This is a genomic window from Candidatus Tectomicrobia bacterium, from assembly GCA_016192135.1.
Classification (GTDB): Bacteria; UBA8248; UBA8248; order UBA8248; family UBA8248; genus 2-12-FULL-69-37.
Genome location: JACPUR010000001.1, coordinates 40,775 through 62,484 on the forward strand (window position 1 = coordinate 40,775; position 21,710 = coordinate 62,484).

Here is a 21,710-nt window from a genome sequence, read left to right on the forward strand (position 1 = left end):
GGTGCTCGCCGAGATCTCCGGCCGCCCCATGCTCTGGTACGTCGTGGAGGAGGCCCGGATGGCGGCGGAATTGAAGATAGGTGCCCTCGTTCCCGTCCGGCTTGCCTCGGAACGGCTACCCCGGAAGGCACTTCAGCCTATCGCTGGACGGCCGGTGATCGTGCATCTCTTGGATCGCTTCTGTGCGTCTAAATTCCTCGCACCCGAGCGGGTGGTGGTGTGCACTACCGAGGAGCGGGAGGACGACCCGCTTGTGCCTGTTGCTGAGGCGGCCGGGGTATCCGTCTTTCGCGGCAGCCGGGACGATATCATCGACCGCTTCCACCGGGCAGTGGAGCACTTCGGCTTCGGCGCTGTCATCCAGGCGGATGGAGACGACCCGTGCACCGACCCCGCATACATGGACCTGTGCATGGAGCGCCTGCTGGCGGATCCCTCGCTGGATATCGTTTTCGGGGAGGAATTGCCCCTCGGGCTGGCCTCCAAGGCGATCCGGGCCTCCGCCATCCGGAAGGTCCGGGAGCATTACCTGACGGAACGGAACGACACCGGCTTCATCTACTACTTCACCAAGACCGGGCTGTGCCGGGTGGACAAGGTTCGTCCCGTTTCCGAGGCGCACCGCCACGAGACAGCCCGCCTGACCTTGGATTACCCGGAGGATCTGATGTTTTTTCAGGCTCTTTTCGACGAGCTCTATGAGGAGGGGAAGGTTTTCGGAGTTGGCGAGATCGTCGCATTGCTGCGCCGCAGGCCCGATCTTCTCGCGATCAATGCGGGGCTCGCTGAGCGCTACATGAAGCGAACGCGCGAATTGGCTCGGCTCGAGTACCGAGTGGATGGGCAGGTTCACAAGGTGCAGGTCTGATGCGCTACGGGGTGGTGGGTCTGGGCTCCATGGGCAGCCGGCGGGTGCGCTGTCTTGCGGCGCTGGGCCGCGAGGTTGTGGGGTTTGATATCCGTCCCGACCGGATGAGAAGCGCAGAGGAGCGGTTTGGCATCCGCACGGCGGAGAGTTTCGAGGCGATGCTCCGGCTCGAACCAGAGGCCCTCGTGATCTCCACCCCTCCGGACCAACATTTGCCTTATTACGAACGCGCTTGCGCCCTGGGGCTTCCGTATTTCAGCGAGGCAAGCATCTTCGTCCCCCGAGCGGAATGGTTCGCCACCCGCGAGAAGGAAAAGGGAGCCAAGGGCTATCCCTCGGCAACGTGGCGGTTCTACCCTTGGCTGCGTGAGCTCCACCGGCAGCTCCGGCACGAGGGGCGGCCTCGTGTGCATACGGTCCACTACGCCTACGGAGGTTTTCTGCCCCGCTGGCACCCCTGGGAGCCTTACGAAGACTTCTACGCCGGCCGCGAGCGCAAGACCTGCGCTGCCCGGGAGACGGTTCCCTTCGATCTCGAGTGGCTATGCTGGATCTTCGGCCCGGTGCGGGCGGTCTCCTGCGCGTATGGACGGACGGCGGAGTGGCGGACCGACATCGACGATACCTATCTCCTCCTGCTCGAGTTCGAATCGGGATTGCTCGGAACGATGACGGCCGAACTGCATCAGGTCGCCCCGTTCCGCAGCGCCCGGGTGGGCTGCGAGGGGATGAGCTTCGAGCTCGATTTCACGACCCACAAATTGCGTACTTGGGGGCAGGAGGAGGCGCAAGGGCGCATACTGAAGCCTGCGGAATCGGAGGGGTCCGAGAATTTCGACTTCGAGCGGGTCTACATGGCCGAGTCGAGCGCCTTCGTCGATGCGATGGAGGGCCGTTCAACCTACCCCAAGACGTGGGTTGAGGAGCGGCATCTTTCCAATGTCCTCTACGCGGCGGAGGAGAGCTGGCGCCGGAGGGCATGGGTGGATGTAGCCGAAGCTGAGAGCGCCCACGACGGATGTTCGTGGATAGAGGTGGATAGCTGATGATGTTTCCGCGCCGTCTGTGCCCGGCCGGGCGCGGCGAACGGCGCCTTCTGCCAGCCGGATGTATTGCGATTGCTTGACCAGGAGCCTGCCTTGGGGAATCTCAACGCCGCGGCGATCCGCAACGAGGGTTACTACAAGTCGCTGGCCGCGGAGCCGCCCATCCCTCCGCGCGATCGGAGCCTGGCCCGCTCCCTCGCGCTGAAGGCGAAGGCTGAGTCGCTCATCCCCTCCTGCTCGCAGACCTTCAGCAAGGGGCCGACCCAGTTCGTGCAGGGGGTAGCGCCGGTGTTCCTTGCCCGCGGCAAGGGGAGCCGGGTGTGGGACGTGGACGGAAACGAGTACATCGATTTCCCCATGGCCCTCGGCGCCATCATTCTGGGGCACGGCTACCCCGCCGTGGACGAGGCGGTTAGGCGCCAGATGGAGGAGGGGAGCACCTTTTCCCTCCCCCATCCCCTCGAGGTGGAGCTCGCCGAGCTTCTCACCGGGGTCATCCCCGGCGCGGAGATGGTACGGTTCGGCAAGAATGGCTCGGACGCAACCTCCGGGGCGGTGCGAGTCGCCCGCGCGGTCACGGGGCGGGAGGTGATCGCCTGCTGCGGCTACCACGGCTGGCAGGACTGGTACATCGGGACGACCACCCGATCCAAGGGCGTGCCGAAGACGGTCCGGGAGCTGACCGTCCCCTTCGAGTACAACTCGCTGGAGGGCCTCGAGTGGATTTTCGAGGCGCATCCCGGCCAAGTGGCCGCGGTCGTCATGGAGCCGGTCGGGGTGGTGGAGCCGCGGGAGGGTTTCCTGGCGGCTGTGCGCGACCTCGCCCGGCGGGAGGGGGCGCTCCTCGTCTTCGACGAGATCGTCACGGGCTTCCGGGTGGCCCTGGGCGGGGCCGCGGCGCACTACGGCGTGACGCCCGACCTCACGTGCATCGGCAAGGCCATGGCGAACGGATTCCCCATCTCGGCGGTCGTGGGACGGCGGGAGATCATGGAGGCGTTCGACGAGATCTTCTTCTCCTTCACCTTCGGCGGCGAGGCGCTCTCCCTGGCGGCGGCCCTCGCAACGATCCGCGAGATCCAGGACAAGGGCGTGATCCCCTACCTGTGGGGCCAGGGACGGAAGCTGAAGGATGGCTACAACGCCCTGGCGAGGGAGTACGGCATCGAACGCTTCACCCAATGCATCGGTATCCCGCCACGCACCGTCATGACGTTCCGGGACGAAGCAGGAGCGGAGTCACTTCTCTTCAAGAGCCTCTTCCAGCAGGAGTGCCTCAAGCGGGGGGTGCTCTACTCCGGCGGCCAGAACATGTGCTTCAGCCACACGGAGGAAGACATCGAGCACACCCTGCGGGCCTACCGGGCGGCGATGGAGGTACTGGCCGCGGCCATCGAGCGCGGCGACGCGCGCAGCCGGCTGGAGGGAGAGCCCGTGCAGCCCGTCTTCCGGAGGGCCTAGTGGGCGTCCTGTCGGGCATTATCGAGGTGGGCGGCCGCCGCATCGGCGCGGGGGAGCCCTGCTTCGTCATCGCCGAGGCGGGCAGCAACCACAACGGGAGCCTGGAGAAGGCCCGGGAGCTCGTCGAGACCGCCGCCTCGGCCGGCGCCGACGCCGTGAAATTCCAGGTGTTCCGGGCCGAGCGTCTCTACCCCAAGAGCGCGGGGCTGAGCGGCTACCTGAAGCTGAGCAAGCCCATCTACGACATCATCGCCGAGATGGAGATGCCGCTCGGCTGGCTCCCCGTTCTGAGTGATCTCTGCCGCGAGAGGAGGATCCAGTTCCTGGCCTCGGCCTTCGACGAGGAGTCGGCCGACCGGCTCGACCCCTACACCCACGCCTTCAAGGTCGCCTCCTACGAGATGACGCACATTCCGCTCATCCGGCACTTGGCCCGGAAGGGGAAGCCCCTCATCATTTCGACCGGGACGGCCTGCCTCGACGAGGTGGCCGAGACGGTGGAGGAGGTCCGCGCGGCGGGCCGTGCGCCGCTGGCCCTGATGCAGTGCACCGGGGCCTACCCGGCCCCGCTTGAGTCTCTCAACGTGCGGGCCATCCCCACCATGAAGTCCGCCTTCGGGGTTCCGGTCGGGCTCTCCGACCACTCGCGCGATCCCTTGGTCGGCCCGCTCGCGGCGGTCGCCGTGGGGGGGAGCCTTCTGGAGAAGCACTTCACCCTGAGCAACGACCTCCCCGGCCCCGACCACCGCTTCGCGGTGGAGCCCGGCGAGCTGCGCCTGATGGTCCGGAAGGTGCGCGAGACGGAGCGGGCGCTGGGGAGCGGCGAGAAGGTGGTGGACCCGGCCGAGGAGGAGCTGCGGAGCTTCGCCCGGCGGAGCGTCTTCTCCCTGCGGGCAATCGCGGCGGGCGAGTTGCTCTCCCTGGGGAACATCGCCGTTCTGCGCTGCGGAAACCTCCCCGCCGGGGTGGAGCCCAGGCGCCTGGGTGAGATCCTGGGGAAGCGCGCCTCGCGCGCCATCCCGGCCGAGCAGGCCCTCCGGGAGGGGGACTATGTCTGAGGCCGGCATCCGCCTGCGCCCCGCCGGCCCGGCGGACTCCCGCCTCCTCTGGGAGCTGCGGAACGAGGACTCGGTCCGCCGGGCGTCCTTCCACCCGAAGGCGATCCCGATCGAGGAGCACGAGCGGTGGTTCGCCCGAAAGATGGGCGACGCCCGCTTCCGCGCCTTCGTCGCGGTGGACCCTGCGGGGAAGGACGTCGGCTACGTCCGCTTCGACCTCGATGGCGAGGAGGCCGAGATCAGCGTGGCGATCGACAAGGGGGAGCGCGGGAAGGGCTACGGCCTCGCGGCCATCCGCGCGGGGTCGGAGCGGATGCTGGCGGAGGGCCCGGCCCGCCGCGTCATCGCCCTCGTCCGCCGCGACAACCCCGCCTCCCTCGCCGCCTTCGAGCGCGCGGGCTACCGGGCGGCGGGCGGGAAATCCCTCCAGGGCGTTGAGGGCATCGTGCTGGTGTTCGGCGATGGCGGCTAGGGCCGGCTCGGCCCGCCGCGGCGGGGTGCTCATCCGGGCGGATGCCGGGCCTGGGGTCGGCCTGGGCCATCTCCAGCGGTGCCTCTCGCTCGCGGAAGCCCTCCGGCGCGGCGGCGCGGAGTGCGCGTTCGTGCTGAACGAGAGGGCCGGGGCGGCCGGGCGCGTCGAGGCCGCGGGTTTCGAGGCCCCCGAGGCCGCGGGGGCGCCGTCGTGGTCCGGTGCAGACATGGAGAGGACGATCGGCCTCGCCGCCCAGCGAGGATGCACTGCCGCCGTCGTTGACGGCTACGGCGCGGGGCCAGACTTCCTGCGCGGCCTCCGGGAGGGCGGGCTCTATGTCGCAGCCGTCGATGACCTCTGCCGGGAGCTCTTCCCCTGCCAGCTCGCCGTCAACGGCGGGGTGCACGCGAAAGAACTCCGGCCCCAGTCCTCCACGGGAGACACGGCGTTCCTGTTCGGTCCGGAGTATGCGCTGATCCGGCCGGAGCTCTGGAACGTACCCGCCCGCGCGGTGCGGGCGGAAGTTTCTTCCATTTTGCTCACCTTGGGGGGGACGGATGATTTTAATCTGATGCCAGTCCTCCTCCGCGCCCTGGACGCGCTTCCCGGGGTCTTCGCCGTGACGGCGATCCTCGGCACCTACTTCACGGATGGGGAGGCAATCCTTCGGGCGGCCGCCGAATGCGGGAAGAAGGTCCGCCTCGTGGAGAGCCCGACCTCTGTCCGGGACCTCATGCTCGGGGCCGACCTCGCGGTCTCGGCGGGCGGGCAGACGCTCTATGAGCTCGCGGTGGCGGGCACCCCGGCCGTCGCGATCCAGCTCGCGGAGAACCAGGCGGGGCAGCTGCGGGGCTTCGCCGGGGCCGGGTTTGCCCGCCTCGCGGGGGTGGCGGGCCGGGACGACGTCGTGGCCGGGGTGCGGGAGCAGGTCCTGCCCCTCCTGGCGGATGCCGCCGCGCGGGAGGCCATGGCGGCCGCCGGCCGGGCGCTGATCGACGGGAGAGGGGCGATCCGCGTGGCGGAGAGGATCCTCGGGGAGGTGTCCCCAGCGGCCGGGCGCCCCATTCCTTCCCGGCAGGGGGCGGTGGGGTGAAGCGGCTCATCCTCACGCGGCTCGACCCGGTGGCCGAGGACGGGCGGGCGGTTCACTTGGGCCCCTGGTCCCTGTCGGAGGCGGAGCACCGGAGCGGCGCCTGGAGCCGGTACGGATTCCAGCGGCCCTTGCCGAGCGAGGCCGTCGCCGGGACCGCTTCGGCCTTGGAGGCCGTCTCCGAGTATCTCCTGGCGGGCCTCCGCGAGGAGCTGAACGCGCGGCACCGGACGAATCGCTCGATCCGGTTTTGGCGCATCCTCCTGATGCCGTGGCTCATCTGGCTGGCGATGTGTGTTTTCGAGCGGTATTTGCGGCTTCGCGGCCGCGCGGGAGAGGGCATCCCCTACGAGGTCTTCCTCTCCCCCCCGGGGGAGCGCCTACCGCTCGATTCCACGCGGCACTTCAGGAACCTCCTTCAGGACGATTCCCTGAACCGACTGGTCCTCACCCGGATCATTGAGGACCTGCGCCCCCCCGGGTGGGTCCTGAGGCCGGGGCCGCCCGCCGCGCCCGAGGGCGGCCTGGTGTCCGTGAACCGGCGGCGGAAGCTCGCTCTCGTCCACTGGGCCTCCCTGCTCGCCTCCAACCTAGGGCGGGTCCAGTTCTGCATGGTGTACGGGATGACCCTCTGGGACACGGCGGCGCTCGCCCTTCGCCTCGCGCTCCGGCCCGGCCGTAAGCTGGAAAGCGGGTCCGCGGGGCTCCGCTGGCAGTCGCCCCCCGTCCCGTCTCGTACGGAGGCGGCCGAAGGGCTCGAATCCGCCGCCGGACTGGCCGGGGGGGAGGGGGAGCGGTTCCTGCGCATCCTCGAAGGCCTCTCCAAGGAGACGTTGCCTAAGACATTCGCCGAGGATTTTCCCCGAGAGGTCCGGCTCGCCCGCGCGAAGCTCGCCCTCACGGCTCCCTGGACGCGCGCGATTGTGTGCGGCCCCGCCCTCGGGGCGGACGACGAGGCCAAGTTTTACATCGCTCACATGGTGGAGCTCCGGGGGGCGGCGCTGATCGGCCACCAGCACGGCGGCAACTACGGCCTCATGGAAACGTTCACCTACGTGAACCAGACCGAGTACCAGACGTGCGACCGGTACCTCTCTTGGGGCTGGGAGGCGCAGTCGGGGTACCCCCTCCGGGCGGTGCCTGCCGCCTCCCCCCTCCTCTCCAAGCTCCGGCGGGGCGGGGAGCGGAACGGGAGCCTCCTGCTCGTCACGAACGAGCCGCCGCTCTACACCCAGGATATCTCCTCCAACCTCTTCCCCGAAGATGTCGAGAAATACAGGGAGGACCAGGCGGTGTTTGTCCATGCCCTGGAAGAGGGCCCCAGGGCGTCGCTGGTGTACCGCCCCTACATGAGCCGGCTCGGCCGCGTCTACGGCGAGGCGTTCATGCGGGAGCGTTTCCCCGGCCTCCAGTTGTTCAAGGGCACCCTTTCCCGGAACCGGAAGGGCTGGCTCTCCCCCTTCGTCGCTGGGTGCCGGGCGTGCGTCGTGGACCACCCGGGGACGACCGCCGCCATGACCCTCGCCGCCCGCATCCCGACCGTCCTGTTCTGGGACGAGGACGTGTGGCGGACCCAGGGGGAGCAGAAGCGGGCGCTCGACGGCCTCCGGGCGGCGGGCGTCTTCCACGGGACGCCCGAGTCGGCGGCCCGGCACCTGAACGCCGTCTGGCCCGATGTCGAGGCGTGGTGGGGCGATCCCCGCAGCCGGGAGGCGGTGGATCGGTTCGCCCACAGCTACTGCCGGTCGAACCCGGGGTGGATGAAGGAATGGGAGGCGCTCCTCGCCTCGCCGGACTCGCCCCTGTGGAGCGGTCTTGGCGGAAGCCAGGAGGCGGGCCGCGTCCGGAGCGGGGAGGGGGAGAAGGAGCTAGCCGGCGGCGGGGCGCGCCGGCGGGCCTGATGTCCGGTTCGGGGCAGGGCACACGAGCGGAGGAGGGTGATGCGGATTTCCCTGACCAAGGACATCTTCGGGAAGGTCGAGGTCCCTGAGGGCCGCCTCGCCGGCGCCTACGGCCCCCGCCGGCCGGAGCGTCCCGGCCTAGAGGATGGGGATCTCCGGGACCGGATCCACAACCCCATCGGCACGCCCCCGCTCCGGGAGATGGCGCGCGGGGCCCGGAGGGTCCTCATCGTAACGGACGACATCACGCGCCAGACCCCCCTCTACCGCGTCCTGCCCCTCATTCTGGAGGAGTTGGCGGAGGCCGGGGTTCCGGAGAGCGGGGTCCGCTTCCTGATTGGGCTGGGGACGCACCGGGGGATGACGGAGGAGGAGATCGCCGTGAAGTTCGGCGAGGCCATCCCCAAGCGGTTCCCGGTCGTGAACCACGCCTGGGACGATCCCTCCGCCCTGGTTTCCATGGGCCGGAGCGGGCTCGGCTTCGAGGTGATGATCAACCGGCTGGCGCTGGAGACCGACCTCCTCATCGGGGTGGGGAGCATCATCCCGCACGCGACGGCGGGCTTCTCCGGCGGGGGCAAGAGCATCATGCCGGGAATCTGCGGTGAGGCCACCATCGAGGCGACCCACTGGGCGGCCCTCGGTTACGAGATGTCGGAGATCCTCGGGAACTTCGACAACAAGGTCCGCGAGGCCGCGGTGCAGGTCTGCCGGAAGGCGGGGCTGCGCTTTATCGTGAACACGGTGATGTGCGAGGGCGGGCGGGTCTATGGCCTGGTCGCGGGCGACGTCGAGGAGGCCCACCGGGCCGGGGTGCGGCTTTCGCTCGAAGTGTACGGCGTGCCGGTCGCCGGGACGGCCGACGTCGTGATCGCCGAGGCCTATCCGACCGACATCGATCTGCGGCAGGCGATCAAGGCCGTCTGCTCGGCCGACATCGTCTGCCGGGACGGCGGGGTCGTCATCCTTCCGGCGGAATGCCGGGAGGGGGTCTCGCCGCAGTTCCCGGATTTCTCGCGCTACGGGTTCCGGGAGCCGGAGGCGCTCTACCGGGCGGTCGAGGCGGGGGAATTCCGCCAGAAGCTGCTCGCCTACACCCTCGTGGCCATCGGGCGGATCATCTCCCGGCGGGTGAAGGGGATGCTCGTCTCGCCCCATATCGGCGAGGCGGAGGCCGCGCGCATGGGTTTCCTCTGGGCCCCGACCCTCCAGGCGGCGGTGGACCGCGCGCTGGAGATGTGCGGCCCCCGCTCCCGGGCGATGGTCCTGCGGGAGGCCGGGGAGATCCTTCCCCTGGTCCCCGCCTCCGTCCCTTGAGACGGTGCCGGCAATGAGTGTGAATCGGTGAGAATGCTGTTCTTCGAGTCCTATTCGATCCTGCAGATCGTTTTTTTGTGGCGGGCGATCCGCCGCGCCCGGCGGATCTGCTTCCACGAGAAAATCTATCCTCCGCTGCGCCGGAGGTTCCGCCTCCCCCGGCACGAGGCCATCTGCCGGGCGCTCATCCGGCTGATCAACCGGGAGGTCGAGTTCGTCCGCCCGCCGGAGGAGTTGCTGCTCCGGCACAACTGGGAGATGAACAAGCGCGCCATCCCTGTTACGGACCGGATGGAGGAGATCCTCTCCGGAACCGGCGCCTGCCGGGCGCTGCACTCCCTGCTCAAGGATGATGCGCTCGTCCGCTTCTTCCAGGGCCTCTATGTGAGCCACGCGGCCGAGCGCCTGATGTTCTACGCGGTGGGGAGCTCCCTCCGCGCGGAGGATAAGGGTTGGGTGCTGGTACCCGCCTGGAACGGGGGGGACCGCTACGCGGCCGAGGTGGAGGGCGGGGCGGAGGCGGCGCGCCATTCGGCGGAGGTCTCCTTCGTCAACGGCCTCCGGGAGGCGGTCCGGAAGCTGCTGATCTTGACTGCGGCCCTCGCTTATCCCCTGATTTTCGTCCTCTCCCGCCTCATCCGGGGGAAGGTGGCGCTGCGCCCGCCCCGGCGGCGGGAATATGACGTGCTGCAGCCCGTCCTCTGGGGAATCTTCGAGGCCGGCTCCGGCCGGATGATCTCCGGCACCAAGAAGGCCCAGGACGACAGCTACCTCCAGTGCGAGCGCCTCTCCCCGGATCGCATTCTTTATCTCTTCCGAAAGTGGAGAAGGAGCCTTGAAGAGGAGGCGGACCTCAAGGCGAAGATGGCGCGCAACGGCTGGCCGTTCGCCGACAGCCGCGACTTCGTCCTCACCCCGTCGTTCCTGAGATACGCCCTCCGGGTCCAGTGGTGCGCGCTCCGGCTCCTGGCGGGGGGGCTCGCGGGGGGGGACGGCGCCGGCATGTGCGAGTCGGGGGCGCTCGCGGTCCGGGCGATCCTCCACAAGCGGCTCGAGATCGAGAACGTCGCCTGCAAGGTCGAGTTCGTGCGGGATGACTACAACGCGGGCCATGTGATCGAAACGATCCTCAACAACCGCGCCGGCCGGCTCTCGATCGGCATCCAGCACCACATGAACGCCTGGGACTACCCGGCGCTCTCCTACGTCCACTTCGACAAGTACATCGTCTACGGCGACCTGACGGCCCGCACCTTCCGGCCCCACTGGGACCGCCTGGATCTGCAGAAGACCGGGCGGGAGAACATCGACTGGGCCGTCTCCCTCGTCCGGGACCGGGAGGCGGTGGAGCGGATCGCCGAGAGGCTCGACGCGCTCTACGGCAAAAGGCGCGCCCGCGTGCTTTTCGTCCTCCCCACTCGCAGGCCCCTGAACCGCCGGAAGAAATGGGACGAGCTTTACGCGGCGCTGGAATGGCTCACCCAATCCGAGCTGGAAATTCAGGTGTTCCTTCGCTTCCGGAGCCTCTCGGACCTCGAGGCTTCCCGCCTCGCGCGCTTCCGCGGCCTGGCCGGACGGGATCCCCGCGTCATCATCGACCAGGAGAACTTCACCACCCAGGAGCTCATGGCCGCGGTGGACGTGACCGTGGGCAACACGGTCTCCTTCTCCATCTGGGAAGCGGCGGCCGCCGGGCGGAAGGTATTTTCCTTCGACATGATCGGCGTTACCCCCTATTATTTCGCCGGCTATGGAAAGGACTTCGTCCTGACGGGCGAGGAAGCGCTGCGCGCCCTTTTTCGCGCCGCCGTGGAAGGCCTCGCGGGCCTCGACGTCCGCTGGGAGGACCTGGCGCGGGATTGCAACTACCATGCCGACGGCGGGAACCTCCGGCGGATCCAGGAGGTCGTCGTGGAAGGGGTCGCGGAGGTGAACGGCGCCGGCGAGGGCCGGCGCGCCGCCGCGCATTCGGGTGGCGAGGGGGCCGAGCCTACGCAGGCCGCTCCGGCGGAGGAGCTTCGCCCCCGCCCTTTCCCCGCCAAGACCCAGCGCTAAATAAAGAGGAATCGGAATGCAGTTCTGCAAGCGATGTTTGGTCCCCACGACGCGCCCGGGCATTACGTTCGACGCGGAAGGCATCTGCTTCCCGTGCCGGGTGGCGGAGAGGCACGAGGCGATCGACTGGGACGCCCGGCGCAAGGAGCTCGAGAAGATCGCCGAATGGGGGCGGGCCAACAGCCGGTGCGACTACGATTGCCTAATCGGGGTGAGCGGCGGCAAGGACAGCACCCGCCAGGCCCTCTTCGCGCGGGACGATCTGGGCCTCCGGCCCCTGCTGGTCTGCTGCACCTATCCCCCAGAGCAGCAGAGCGACCTCGGGGCCTACAACCTCAACAACCTGATCTCGCTCGGCTTCGACACGATGGTGGTGGGGCCTTCGCCGGAGAAGTGGAAGCGGCTGATGCGGAAGGCCTTCTTCAAGTACGGGAACTGGGCGAAGCCGACCGAGATGGCCCTCTACGCCATCCCCCCGCGGATCGCGATCGCCTACGGCATCCCCCTGATTTTCCTGGGGGAGAACAACGCCCTGGCGTCCGGGGACCTCGGCGGGTCGCATACGGGCGATGCCAACCGGATCAAGTACAACAACACCCTCTCCGGCGGGGACCCGAGCGAGTTCCTGGGGGACGGGATCGCCGAGAACGACATCTACTGGCACACCTTCCCCTCCGACGAGGAGATGGCCCGGGCGAACATCCGGATCGTCTACATGGGCTACTACATCATGGACTTCGACCCCTTCGTGAACACGGAGATCGCCAAGGCGCACGGCCTGAGGGCCCGCGACGTGAAGGAAGAGGACATCGGCGCGCTGAACCTGAACGAGGACCTCGATGAGGATTTGGTCCACGTCAACCAGATGCTGAAGTTCATGAAACTCGGCTTCGCCCGGGCGACGGACGATGCCTGCCAGATGATCCGGCGCGGCCTCCTCACCCGGGAGGAAGGCGCCGATCTCGTCCGCCGGTACGACGGGAGATGCGCCGACCGCTACGTGAGGATGTTCTGCGATTACCTGGGGATCACCGTGGAAGAGTTCTGGCGCCATGCGGAGAAGTTCCGGAACCCGGACATCTGGGAGAAGAACGGCACGGGGGAGTGGCGGCTCAAGCATCCGGTCGAATGATCGAACACTGAGGAAGCACGGAGTGGAAAAGAAGAAAATAGCCATCGTCAACTACGGCCTCGGCAATCTCCAGTCCGTGGAGAACGCGGTGCGGTACTTGGGCGTGGAGGCGGTCCAGGTGGCGCGGAAGGAGGAGTTCGAGGAGGCGGACGGGTACATCCTTCCCGGCGTCGGGGCCTTCGGCGAGGCCATGAAGCGGCTGAGCCGCTCCGGGATGATCCCCTCGATCGAGAAGGAGGTGCTCGGGCGGCGGAAGCCCTTCCTGGGCATCTGCCTCGGGATGCAGCTCATCGCGATAGAGTCCTGCGAGAACGGCCGGCACAAGGGCCTGGGCTGGTTTCCGGGCCGGGTGAACCAGCTCGCATCGAGCGACCAATGGCGGCTGCCGCACGTGGGGTGGAACGAGGTCGAGGTGAGGCGGGAGTCGCCGCTGCTCCGCAAGGTGAAAAGCGGCTCCACCTTTTACTTCGACCACAGCTACGCCCTGGAATGCGACCCGCAGTTCGTCTCGGCGACGTGCGAGTACAGCCAGTCCGTGGTCTCCGTCATCCAGAAGGACAACATGTGGGGCACCCAGTTCCATCCGGAGAAGAGCCAGAAGAACGGGCTGCGGGTGCTCTGGAACTTCATCGGCCAGTTGGGCGGCGGCGCGAACGGAGCGGGCGGATTGAACGGGGAGGCCCGCCGCCCCGGCTTCATCCTCCCGCAGGCGGGGCCTTAGGGCTCACGAACGGGGCGGGGCGGTTATCACAATGCTGAAAAAGCGGATTATCGGGTGTCTCATCGTCCGGGACGGCATCGTCGTCCAGAGCATCAATTTCCGGTCCTATCTCCCGGTCGGGAGGCCGAAGATCGCGGTCGAGTACCTCAACCGCTGGAGCATCGACGAGATCGCCGTCCTCGACATCACGGCCGGGCGGAACGGGGACGGGCCGAATGTCCGGCTCGTGAAGGAGGTCTCGGACCGGTGCTTCGTTCCCCTGACCGCCGGCGGCGGGATCCGCAGCCTCCGCCACGTCGAGATGCTCATCCAGGGAGGCGCCGACAAGATCAGCGTGAACACGGCGGCGCTGGAGACCCCGGAGCTGATCACCGAGGTTGCCAATGCCTTCGGGAGCCAGTCGGTCATCGTCTCGATCGACGCCGTATCCGACGGGCGGGGCGGGCACCGGGTCTGGTCGTTCCGCGAGCGCCGGGCGCTCGACGCCACCCCGGTCGAGCATGCCCGCCGGGCGGAGGGCCGAGGGGCGGGGGAGATCCTCCTGAACTCGGTGGATCGGGACGGCTCGAAGGCCGGCTACGACATCGGCCTCGTCGGAGAGCTCGCCTCGAAGGTGGGAATTCCGGTGATCGCCCTGGGCGGAGCGGGGCATCCGCGGCACTTCGCCGAAGTGTTCCAGAAGACCGCCGCCGCGGCCGCCGCGGCCGCCAACTACTTCCATTTTACCGAGCACAGCGTCATCACGACCAAATCGTTCCTGGAGAGGGACGGCTTGGGCGTCCGCCTCGACGGGGAAGTGAACTATCAGGACTCGGGGTTCGCCCGCACGGGCCGGATCCGGAAGAAGGACGACCTCGTCCTGGATGAGCTGCGGTTCGTCCCGGTGGAGCCCGACGAGCTATGAAATACTGCAAGCGCTGCCTGTACCCCGAGAACCACCCGCTGAACCTGACTTTCGACGACGCGGGCGTATGCAGCGGCTGCCGCGTGCACGAAGAGAAGGACGCGCTGGACTGGGAGGAGCGTTTCGCGCGCCTGGAGCGCATCGCCGGGGACCACCGGCGGAAGGCCGGGCGGGGCCCCGACTGCATCGTCCCCGTCAGCGGCGCCCGGGACTCCTATTTCATCGTCCACATCGTCAAGAACGTCCTGAAGCTGAACCCGCTCCTCGTGAGCTACAACAAGCAGTACAACACGAAGCTGGGCATCCGGAACTTGGCCTACCTGCGGACCCTCTTCGACTGCGACTACGTCATGAAGGCCCTCGACCCGAGGTTCGTGAAGCGGATCAACCGGGTGACGCTCAGGCGCATGGGCAGCATGTACTGGCATTGCCTGGCTGGGACCACCGTGTTCCCGGTGCAGATGGCCGCCAACCTGAAAATCCCGTTGATCATCTGGGGGGCGCACCAGGGCCTGGACCAGGTGGGGATGTTCTCCCATCTCGACGAGGTCGAAATGACCCGCAAGTACAGGAAGGAGCACGATCTCATGGGCTGGGAGGCGGAGGACCTCGCGGCCCTGGGCGAGGGACTGTCGGCAGGGGATCTGGAGCCTTTCGCCTACCCGGACGACAAGGAGCTCGAGGTCGTCGGCGTCCGGGGGATCTACCTCGGCAACTACATCCGCTGGGACTCCAAGAAGCAGCACGAGAAGATGATCCAGATGTACGGGTATGAGTCGCGGGAGCAGATCCGGACCTTCGACACCTACAATGACGTCGACTGCTTCCACTATTCGGGTCTCCACGACTACATCAAGTTCCTCAAGTACGGCTTCGGCAAGGTGACCGATCACGCCACGCGGGAGATCCGCCTGAAGCGCCTCACCCGCGAGGAGGGAATAGGCCTCGTGGAGCGCTACGCGGGAGCCGAGCCCTCGGACATGGCTTTCTTCCTCGACTGGATGGGGATGCCGAAGGAGGAGCTGCTCGAGTGCGTCGACGCCCACCGGGACCCGACGGCCTGGGAGAAGGGCGGGGCGGGCGAATGGCACCTCCGGGACAGCGTCACGAAGCACCTGAATGACGAAGGGGTGGAGGAAGCCAGGCTCAGGAAGAAAGAGGACTGCCGTTTCGTCCTGACGCCTTCCCGGAGGCCGGGCGAGGCCGAGGATCGGTATGTGATCCTCGCGAAAGGATATGTGAATTGAATCTCCCGGCCGGCGCCCGCCCAGCGGCGAAGGCATGCGGGCGGAGGTCCTGAGATCATGACGGGCGATCCCGGCGCGCCCCGCCTGCTCGAGGGCGGGAAGGTCTTCCTGCGGGCCCTCACCCGGGCGGATATCCCCGTCTGGCACGCCTGGTTCAACTCGGCGGAGGTCACCGAGCACCTGAACAAGGGCGCCTTCCCGGTCACCGAGGAGGCGCAGGCGGACTATTTGGCGCACCTCTCCAAGAGCCGGGCCGACGTCCAGCTCGGCATCGGGGCGAAGGAGGGCGGGCAGCTCATCGGGGTCATCGGGATCCACAAGATCGACTGGGTGCACCGCCACGGCGACATCAGCATCGTGATCGGGGACAGCCGGTGGTGGGGCAAGGGGGCCGCGACCGAGGCTATCGGGCTCATGGTCCGGCACGGCTTCGAGAAGCTCAACCTGCACAAGCTGACGGCGGGCATGTGGGCCACGAACGAGGGCTCCCGGCGGGGCTTCGAGCGGAACGGCTTCGTCCTGGAGGGCACCCTCCGGCAGAGCTACTTCCACAAGACGGGCTACGTGGACGAGTGGCGCCTCGGGCTCCTGCGCGCGGAATGGGAAGCCAAGGGGGGAGGAAGGGCCTCGTGAAGGTCGTCGCCACCATCGAGGCCCGCATGACCTCCAAGCGCCTGCCGGGGAAGGTGCTGCGGGAGTTGGATGGCGCCCCCATGCTCCAGCGCATCATCGAGCGGGCGGGCCGGGCCGGCCGGGTGGACCAGGTGATCCTGGCCACCACGGTGAACCGGACGGACGACCCTCTGGAGGACCTCGCCCGCCGGCTGGGCGCCGCCTGCCACCGGGGGAGCGAGGACGACGTGCTGGATCGGGTGCTCCAGGCGGCGCGCTCGTCTGGAGGAGACCTCATCGTGGAGCTGACCGGAGACAGCCCCTTCACCGACCCTTCCCTGATCGACGACATGGTGGACTTCTACCGGACGGGCGGGTACGACTACGTGGCCAACACCGCCATGCGCCACAGCGCCCAGTGGGAGAAGGACCCCACCTTCCCCATCGGCACGAGCGTGGAGATCTTCTCGGCGGATCTGCTCGGCAAGGTGGCCGGATGGACGCAGGACCCCATCGACCACGAGCACGTGAGCTCCTACATCTTCGAGCGCCCGGACCGGTTCCGCCTGGGGGCCTTCGAGGCGGAGGGCAAGTGGGAGCGCTGCCGGCGCCCGGACGTGCGCCTGACCGTGGATACGCCGGAGGACCTCGCGCTGGCGCGGGAGGTCTACGCGCGCCTCCATCCCCGGAACCCCCGGTTTACGCTGATGGACGTCATCGAAGTCTTCGAGAAGGAGCCGGAGCTCCTGGCCATCAACGGCCAGGTGGTCCAGCAGCGGGTGTTTGAGCAGCGCCAAGCCAGCGCTTAAAGCTGCGGTCATCGGGTGCGGCAACGTGGCCTCCCGCTACGACCGCCTGTCCGACGGCTCCTGGACCTCCACCCACGCGGGGGCCTACCGGCTGTGCGCCGCGACGGAGCTGGCCTGCGCGGCCGACACCGACGCGGGCGCCCTGCGGGAATTCGGCCAGAGGTGGGGGGTGTCTTCCCTGTATCCCGACTACCGCCGGATGCTGGAGCGCGAGCGGCCCGACATCGTGAGCATCTGCGTCCCGACGCCCCGGCACGCCGCCGTGTTCCATGACGTGTGCGCCTCCGGCGCGGCGGCGGTGTTCCTGGAGAAGCCCGTCGCCGCATCCTCCGCGGAGGCCCGCGGCTTTCCGGCGGCGGCGGCCGGGCGGCCGGTGGCCGTCAACTACTTCCGCCGCTGGAACCCGGCGCTCGCCGCGTTGCGGGAGGAGATGGCGGCGGGCGGGCTGGGCCGCCCGTTCCGGGCCACCGTCTATTACGTGAAGGGCCTGCTCGGGAACGCGTCCCATTACATCGATCTGATGCGCTGGTTCTTCGGCGAGCCGGCGAAGGTCCGGGCCTGGCGGCGGTTCGCCCATCCGGGCCAGGAGGAGGCTGCGGATTTCGAGATGGAGTTCCCGGGCGGGATGATCGCCGCCTTCCTGCACGTGCCCCCGCCCGGCTACGTGTTCCTGGAGGCGGACATCCTCCTCGAGCGCGGCCGGGTGGTCATCGGCCAGCGGGGCCAGCGGATCGCGCGCTACCCGGTCGCCGACGAGCCCCACTTCGGCATGTTCCGGATCCTGGCGAGCGAGGGCCGGGGCGAGGAGACCGGCTGGCGGAACTGCCCCCTCCGGGCGGTGGAGCAGCTGGTCGCCTGCGTGGAGCGGGGCGGGGAGCCCGCCTGCGCGCTGGAGGACGGCCTGCGGGCCCTCGCCCTCTGCGAGGAGATTCTGGATTCCCATGATGGGGAAGTTCTGACGGAGAGCGCGCCGCGGTGAGCCAGAAGCTCGCCTTGCTGGGGGGGGAGCCGGTCCGCAGGGAGCCCTATCCCGTCCACTCGACCATGATCGGGGAGGAGGAGGAGCGGGAGGTCCTGGAGGTCCTTCGGAGCCAGCACCTCTCGGGCTTCTCCGGGACCTTCACCGACCGGTTCCTGGGCGGGGAGAAGGTCCAGGCCATCGAGAGGGCGTTCGCGGATTTGTTCGGGGTGCGGCACGCGGTCTCGGTGAACTCGGCGACCTCGGCCCTGCACTGCGCGGTCGCGGCCACCGGGGTGGAGCCGGGCGAGGAGATCATCACCTCCCCTTATACGATGAGCGCCACGGCGAGCAGCATCCTGATGGAGAACGCCATCCCCGTCTTCGCGGACGTCGAGGATGAAACCTTCTGCATCGATCCCGCCTCGGTGGAGGCCTGCATCACCCCGCGCACCCGGGCCATCCTCACCGTCAACATCTTCGGGCACCCCTCCGCCCTGCACGAGCTGCGGGCCATCGCCGACAAGCACGGCCTCATGCTCCTCGAGGACAACGCCCAGGCGCCGCTCGCGGCCTGCCGCGGCAGGATGGCGGGGACCGTCGGGGAGATCGGCATTCAGAGCCTGAACTACCACAAGGTTATCCAGACGGGCGAGGGCGGCATCGCCCTCACGGACGACCCCGAGATGGCCCTCCACATGCAGCTCAAGCGCAACCACGGCGAGGTGGTGGCGGGCCCCATGGGGCGCGAGGACCTTCCGAACATGGTGGGGTTCAACTACCGGCTGACGGAGGTGTGCGCGGCGATCGGCCTGGGGCAGATGAAGAAGCTCCGGCGCCTGACGGACATCCGCGCGCGGCTGGCGGCCCGCCTGACCCAGCAGCTCCGGGAGTTCGACTTCCTCACCCCGCCCGCCGTGGCCGAGGGCTGCACCCACGTGTACTACCTCTACACGATGAAGTTCGACGAGGCGAAGGCGGGCATCCCCCGCGGCCTCTTCGCCAGGGCCCTCCGGGCGGAGGGGGTGAACGTCCTGGAGGGCTACCTGCGCCCCATCTACATGGAACCCATCTACCAGAAGCGCTCGGCCTACGGGACCCGGGGGTTCCCTTTCCGCCAGGGTTCCTGGGAGAGCCCCGTCTCCTACCGGGAGGGCGCCTGCCCGACGGTGGAGCGGCTCTGGAAGCGCGAGGCGCTCGTCACGAACATCTGCCGGCATCCCAACACGGAGCGGGAGGTGGAGGAGTTCGTCCAGGCGGTGGACAAGGTACGCCGGAACCTCGACGAGCTGCGAGGGATGGCGTGAGCCGCCGGGAGCCCCTTCTTCTCGTCTACGCCCAGGACGCGGGCGGAGCGCGGGCCCTCGCGCCGGTGGTGCGCCGGCTGCAGGGCCGGCCCGGGTGGAGGGTCCGGGCCGTGACCCATCTGTTCGCGGGGGAGGTTTTCCGCGAGGCCGGGATCGAGGCGGCCGACCTGGCGGGGTGCGCCGGTGCGATCCCGCTCGATGGAGAGGGGGCCTCCCGTTTCCTCGATGAGGCGTCCCCGGCCGCCCTGGTCTGCACGACCTCGGAGAACCGCCACGACCCCTCGAACGGGATGCTCATCGAGGCGGCGGGCCGGGCGGGGCTGCCCTCCTTCGCCCTCATGGACCACTGGAAGGGGTGGGGCCGCCTGCACCGGGAGCCGGGCGACCTCTCCTACCTCCCGGGCGTTCTGGGCGTCATCGACGCGCCCTCTTTCCGCCGGGGAACCCGCGAAGGAGTTACGCCGGATCGGATGGCGGTGGTGGGCCACCCTCATCTGGAGATCCTTGCGGAATCGGGAGAAGGAGACCGGGAGGCGCTCCGGGCCGAATTGGGAATCCTTCGGGGGGATTTCGCGGTGGCGTTCTTCTCGCAGCCGGCCGTGGGCGCCCCGGGCGAGGGGCCGCTGGTCCGGCCCTTGCTCGAGGGGGCGAGGAAAAGAGCAGTGAATGAACTGGCGCTCCGTCTCGCCCAGCTTCTGGAACGCAGGGGCCGCCGGTCGCGGTTTCTCATCCGGCTGCACCCGCGGGAGCGGGGCGGGGGCCGGCCGGACCTCCGGCCCGCCGCCGAGTGGGCCGAAGAATCCATTCCCTCGCTCGGCCTCGCCCGGGCGGCGGACCTGGTCCTGGGCCTGGATTCGATGATCCTTTATGAGGCGTGGGCTTGCGGAAAGCCGGTGCTATCCCTGCGGTTCGGGGAATTCGCGGACGTGCCGGGCGCGTTCGAGGACGATCCAGGGTTGCTCCCCTGCGTGGAGGGTCCGGCCGGGGTGGAGGCGTTCGTGGAGGAGCAGCTGAAAGGAAGGGCGACGCGGGCACATGCGGGATATCCGCTGCCCGCGGGTTCCCCCGAGGCCTGCGAGCGGGCCATCCGGGGGTTGATCGAGCCGGGCGGGCATGCGGCCCGCCGAGAGGAGGCCGGAAGGTGATCGTCGCTGTCATTCCCGCCAAGGGCGAATCCGGAAGGCTTCCGGGGAAGAACACCCGGGAGATCGCGGGGGTCCCACTCCTCGTCCATTCGATCCGCTACGCCAAGGCGGCCCGGAAGGTGGACCGGGTCTACGTGTCGACGGACTCCGACGAGGTCGCCGCGGTGGCCGAGCGGAACGGAGCGGAAGTCATCCGCCGGGGGCCCGAGCTTGGCGGCGAGGCGCCGGCCGCGGCGCTGTGCGTCCACGCCTGGGAGGCGATCGGGCGGGAGAAGGTCGAGTACATGGCCTTCATCCAGCCCGACCACCCCGGCCGGCGGAGCGACCTGGACCAGGTCCTCGATCACGTCCGGAAGAGCGCCATCGATTCCCTCTTCACGGTGGACCGGAACGGGAAGCGCAACGGCTCGCTCCGGGTGCTGAGCGCCAAGGCTCTCGCCGGGGATCCGTACCTGCTCTCTTACAGCCTGATGGACGATTGCGTGAACGTCCACACGCAGGCCGACCTCGCCATGGCCGAGCACGAGCTCTCCCCCTACCGCCGGGAGATCCAGGTGGAGGGACGCAGGATCGGGGAGGGGCACCCCGCCTACATCATCGCCGAGGGCGCGTGCAACCACATGTGCGACCTGGGCATGGCGCGCCGGATGATAGACCTGGCGGCCGAGGCGGGGGCGGACGCGATCAAGTTCCAGACCTACAAGGCGGAACGGCTCACCCGGAAGAGCGCCGTCACCTACTGGCAGGGGAAGGAAATCCCCCAGATCGAGTACTACAAGCGGCTCGACCGCTTCGGGACGGAGGAGTACGAGGAACTCTTCGCCCACGCGCGGGAGAGGGGCATCGTCGGCTTCTCCACTCCGTTCGACCTCGACAGCGCCTCCATGCTGAACGACCTGGGGATGCCGCTGTTCAAGATCGCCTCGTGCGACCTGCCCGACAGCCGGCTGCTCCGGCACGTCGCCGGGTTCGGGAAGCCGGTCATCCTCTCCTCGGGAGGCTCCACCCCGGAGGAGATCGACCGCGCCGTGGCCACCATCTTCGAGACGGGGAACCACCAGCTCATCCTGATGGCCTGCATGCTGAGCTATCCCACCACGAACGAGAACGCCCACCTCCTGCGGGTCCGCTCCCTGAAGGAGCGCTACCCGAGCATCATCATCGGCCTGTCGGACCACACCGAGCCCGACCCCCACATGGTCATCCCCTCCCTCGCCTTCGCCCTCGGGGCGAGCGTCATCGAGAAGCACTACACCCTGGACCGGTCCATGACGGGATCGGGCCACTTCTTCTCGGTGAACCCGGAAGACCTGAAGAAGATGGTCGCCAACATCCGGCTGGCGGAGACCGTCCTGGGAAGCCCGAGCCTGGGCGTCGCCCGCCAGGAAGAGGCGGCCCGCAACAGCGCGCGCCGGAGCGTCGTGGCCGAGCGGCTCATCCGGGCGGGGGAGGTGATCGAGTCCTCGATGCTGGGGATGAAGCGGCCCGCGGACGGCCTGCCCGGCTGGATGATGGACCAGGTCGTGGGCAAGCGCGCCAGACGCGACATCGAGGCCGACGAGGCCCTTTCCTTGGAGGCGGTCGAATGATCGGCCCCCGCCGGCTCC

19 protein-coding genes are annotated in these 21,710 nt (G+C 68.6%); all 19 read left to right on the forward strand.

Translation table 11 applies throughout. The annotated features are described in order from the left end of the window. Positions 1–58: 58 nt before the first annotated feature. The 19 genes from HYZ11_00180 to HYZ11_00270 all read left to right on the forward strand — a co-directional run bounded on the left by HYZ11_00180 (position 59) and on the right by HYZ11_00270 (position 21,692). Positions 59–868 (forward strand): hypothetical protein, encoded by an 810-nt coding sequence (locus HYZ11_00180; protein ID MBI3126004.1) that lies wholly within the window; start codon positions 59–61, stop codon positions 866–868. Continuing rightward, on the forward strand, positions 868–1,914 hold the full coding sequence (locus tag HYZ11_00185) for a Gfo/Idh/MocA family oxidoreductase (GenBank protein ID MBI3126005.1): 1,047 nt from the start codon (positions 868–870) through the stop codon (positions 1,912–1,914). Before HYZ11_00180 ends, HYZ11_00185 begins: the two co-directional genes overlap by 1 nt. 183 nt (positions 1,915–2,097) lie before the next feature. Further along, positions 2,098–3,375, forward strand: a complete 1,278-nt coding sequence (locus HYZ11_00190; GenBank protein MBI3126006.1) for an aminotransferase class III-fold pyridoxal phosphate-dependent enzyme — start codon at positions 2,098–2,100, stop codon at positions 3,373–3,375. Positions 3,376–3,392: 17 nt separating this feature from the next. Then, complete coding sequence (locus tag HYZ11_00195) at positions 3,393–4,433, forward strand: N-acetylneuraminate synthase family protein (GenBank protein ID MBI3126007.1); 1,041 nt, start codon at positions 3,393–3,395, stop codon at positions 4,431–4,433. After that, a complete protein-coding gene (locus HYZ11_00200) occupies positions 4,426–4,905 on the forward strand; it encodes a GNAT family N-acetyltransferase (GenBank protein MBI3126008.1) in 480 nt (159 codons plus the stop codon). The genes HYZ11_00195 and HYZ11_00200 overlap by 8 nt, the downstream gene beginning before the upstream one ends. Then, entirely contained in the window at positions 4,895–5,998 is a 1,104-nt protein-coding gene (gene pseG, locus HYZ11_00205; GenBank protein ID MBI3126009.1) for a UDP-2,4-diacetamido-2,4,6-trideoxy-beta-L-altropyranose hydrolase, read from the forward strand. The genes HYZ11_00200 and pseG overlap by 11 nt, the downstream gene beginning before the upstream one ends. Continuing rightward, on the forward strand, positions 5,995–7,896 hold the full coding sequence (locus tag HYZ11_00210; protein ID MBI3126010.1) for a hypothetical protein: 1,902 nt from the start codon (positions 5,995–5,997) through the stop codon (positions 7,894–7,896). Before pseG ends, HYZ11_00210 begins: the two co-directional genes overlap by 4 nt. A gap of 39 nt (positions 7,897–7,935) precedes the next feature. Beyond that, positions 7,936–9,213: a nickel-dependent lactate racemase gene (gene larA, locus HYZ11_00215; GenBank protein MBI3126011.1), complete on the forward strand. Its 1,278-nt coding sequence runs from the start codon at positions 7,936–7,938 to the stop codon at positions 9,211–9,213. A 27-nt stretch (positions 9,214–9,240) separates the two neighbouring features. After that, the gene (locus tag HYZ11_00220) at positions 9,241–11,268 is read left to right on the forward strand and encodes a hypothetical protein (protein MBI3126012.1); all 2,028 of its coding nucleotides are present in this window, start codon (positions 9,241–9,243) and stop codon (positions 11,266–11,268) included. A 16-nt stretch (positions 11,269–11,284) separates the two neighbouring features. Further along, positions 11,285–12,400, forward strand: coding sequence for an N-acetyl sugar amidotransferase (locus HYZ11_00225; GenBank protein ID MBI3126013.1), 1,116 nt, complete (start codon positions 11,285–11,287; stop codon positions 12,398–12,400). A 22-nt stretch (positions 12,401–12,422) separates the two neighbouring features. Beyond that, positions 12,423–13,121, forward strand: a complete 699-nt coding sequence (hisH, locus tag HYZ11_00230) for an imidazole glycerol phosphate synthase subunit HisH (GenBank protein MBI3126014.1) — start codon at positions 12,423–12,425, stop codon at positions 13,119–13,121. Positions 13,122–13,152: 31 nt separating this feature from the next. Beyond that, entirely contained in the window at positions 13,153–14,025 is an 873-nt protein-coding gene (gene hisF, locus HYZ11_00235) for an imidazole glycerol phosphate synthase subunit HisF (protein ID MBI3126015.1), read from the forward strand. Further along, a complete protein-coding gene (locus HYZ11_00240) occupies positions 14,022–15,272 on the forward strand; it encodes an N-acetyl sugar amidotransferase (GenBank protein ID MBI3126016.1) in 1,251 nt (416 codons plus the stop codon). The genes hisF and HYZ11_00240 overlap by 4 nt, the downstream gene beginning before the upstream one ends. Before the next feature lie 57 nt (positions 15,273–15,329). Continuing rightward, on the forward strand, positions 15,330–15,905 hold the full coding sequence (locus HYZ11_00245) for a GNAT family N-acetyltransferase (GenBank protein ID MBI3126017.1): 576 nt from the start codon (positions 15,330–15,332) through the stop codon (positions 15,903–15,905). Next, complete coding sequence (locus tag HYZ11_00250; protein ID MBI3126018.1) at positions 15,902–16,693, forward strand: glycosyltransferase family protein; 792 nt, start codon at positions 15,902–15,904, stop codon at positions 16,691–16,693. Before HYZ11_00245 ends, HYZ11_00250 begins: the two co-directional genes overlap by 4 nt. Next, positions 16,668–17,672, forward strand: coding sequence for a Gfo/Idh/MocA family oxidoreductase (locus tag HYZ11_00255; protein ID MBI3126019.1), 1,005 nt, complete (start codon positions 16,668–16,670; stop codon positions 17,670–17,672). Before HYZ11_00250 ends, HYZ11_00255 begins: the two co-directional genes overlap by 26 nt. Beyond that, positions 17,669–18,958: a DegT/DnrJ/EryC1/StrS family aminotransferase gene (locus tag HYZ11_00260; GenBank protein ID MBI3126020.1), complete on the forward strand. Its 1,290-nt coding sequence runs from the start codon at positions 17,669–17,671 to the stop codon at positions 18,956–18,958. The genes HYZ11_00255 and HYZ11_00260 overlap by 4 nt, the downstream gene beginning before the upstream one ends. Then, on the forward strand, positions 18,955–20,103 hold the full coding sequence (locus HYZ11_00265; protein ID MBI3126021.1) for a hypothetical protein: 1,149 nt from the start codon (positions 18,955–18,957) through the stop codon (positions 20,101–20,103). Before HYZ11_00260 ends, HYZ11_00265 begins: the two co-directional genes overlap by 4 nt. Continuing rightward, positions 20,100–21,692 (forward strand): N-acetylneuraminate synthase family protein, encoded by a 1,593-nt coding sequence (locus HYZ11_00270; protein MBI3126022.1) that lies wholly within the window; start codon positions 20,100–20,102, stop codon positions 21,690–21,692. Before HYZ11_00265 ends, HYZ11_00270 begins: the two co-directional genes overlap by 4 nt. Positions 21,693–21,710 lie beyond the last annotated feature (18 nt).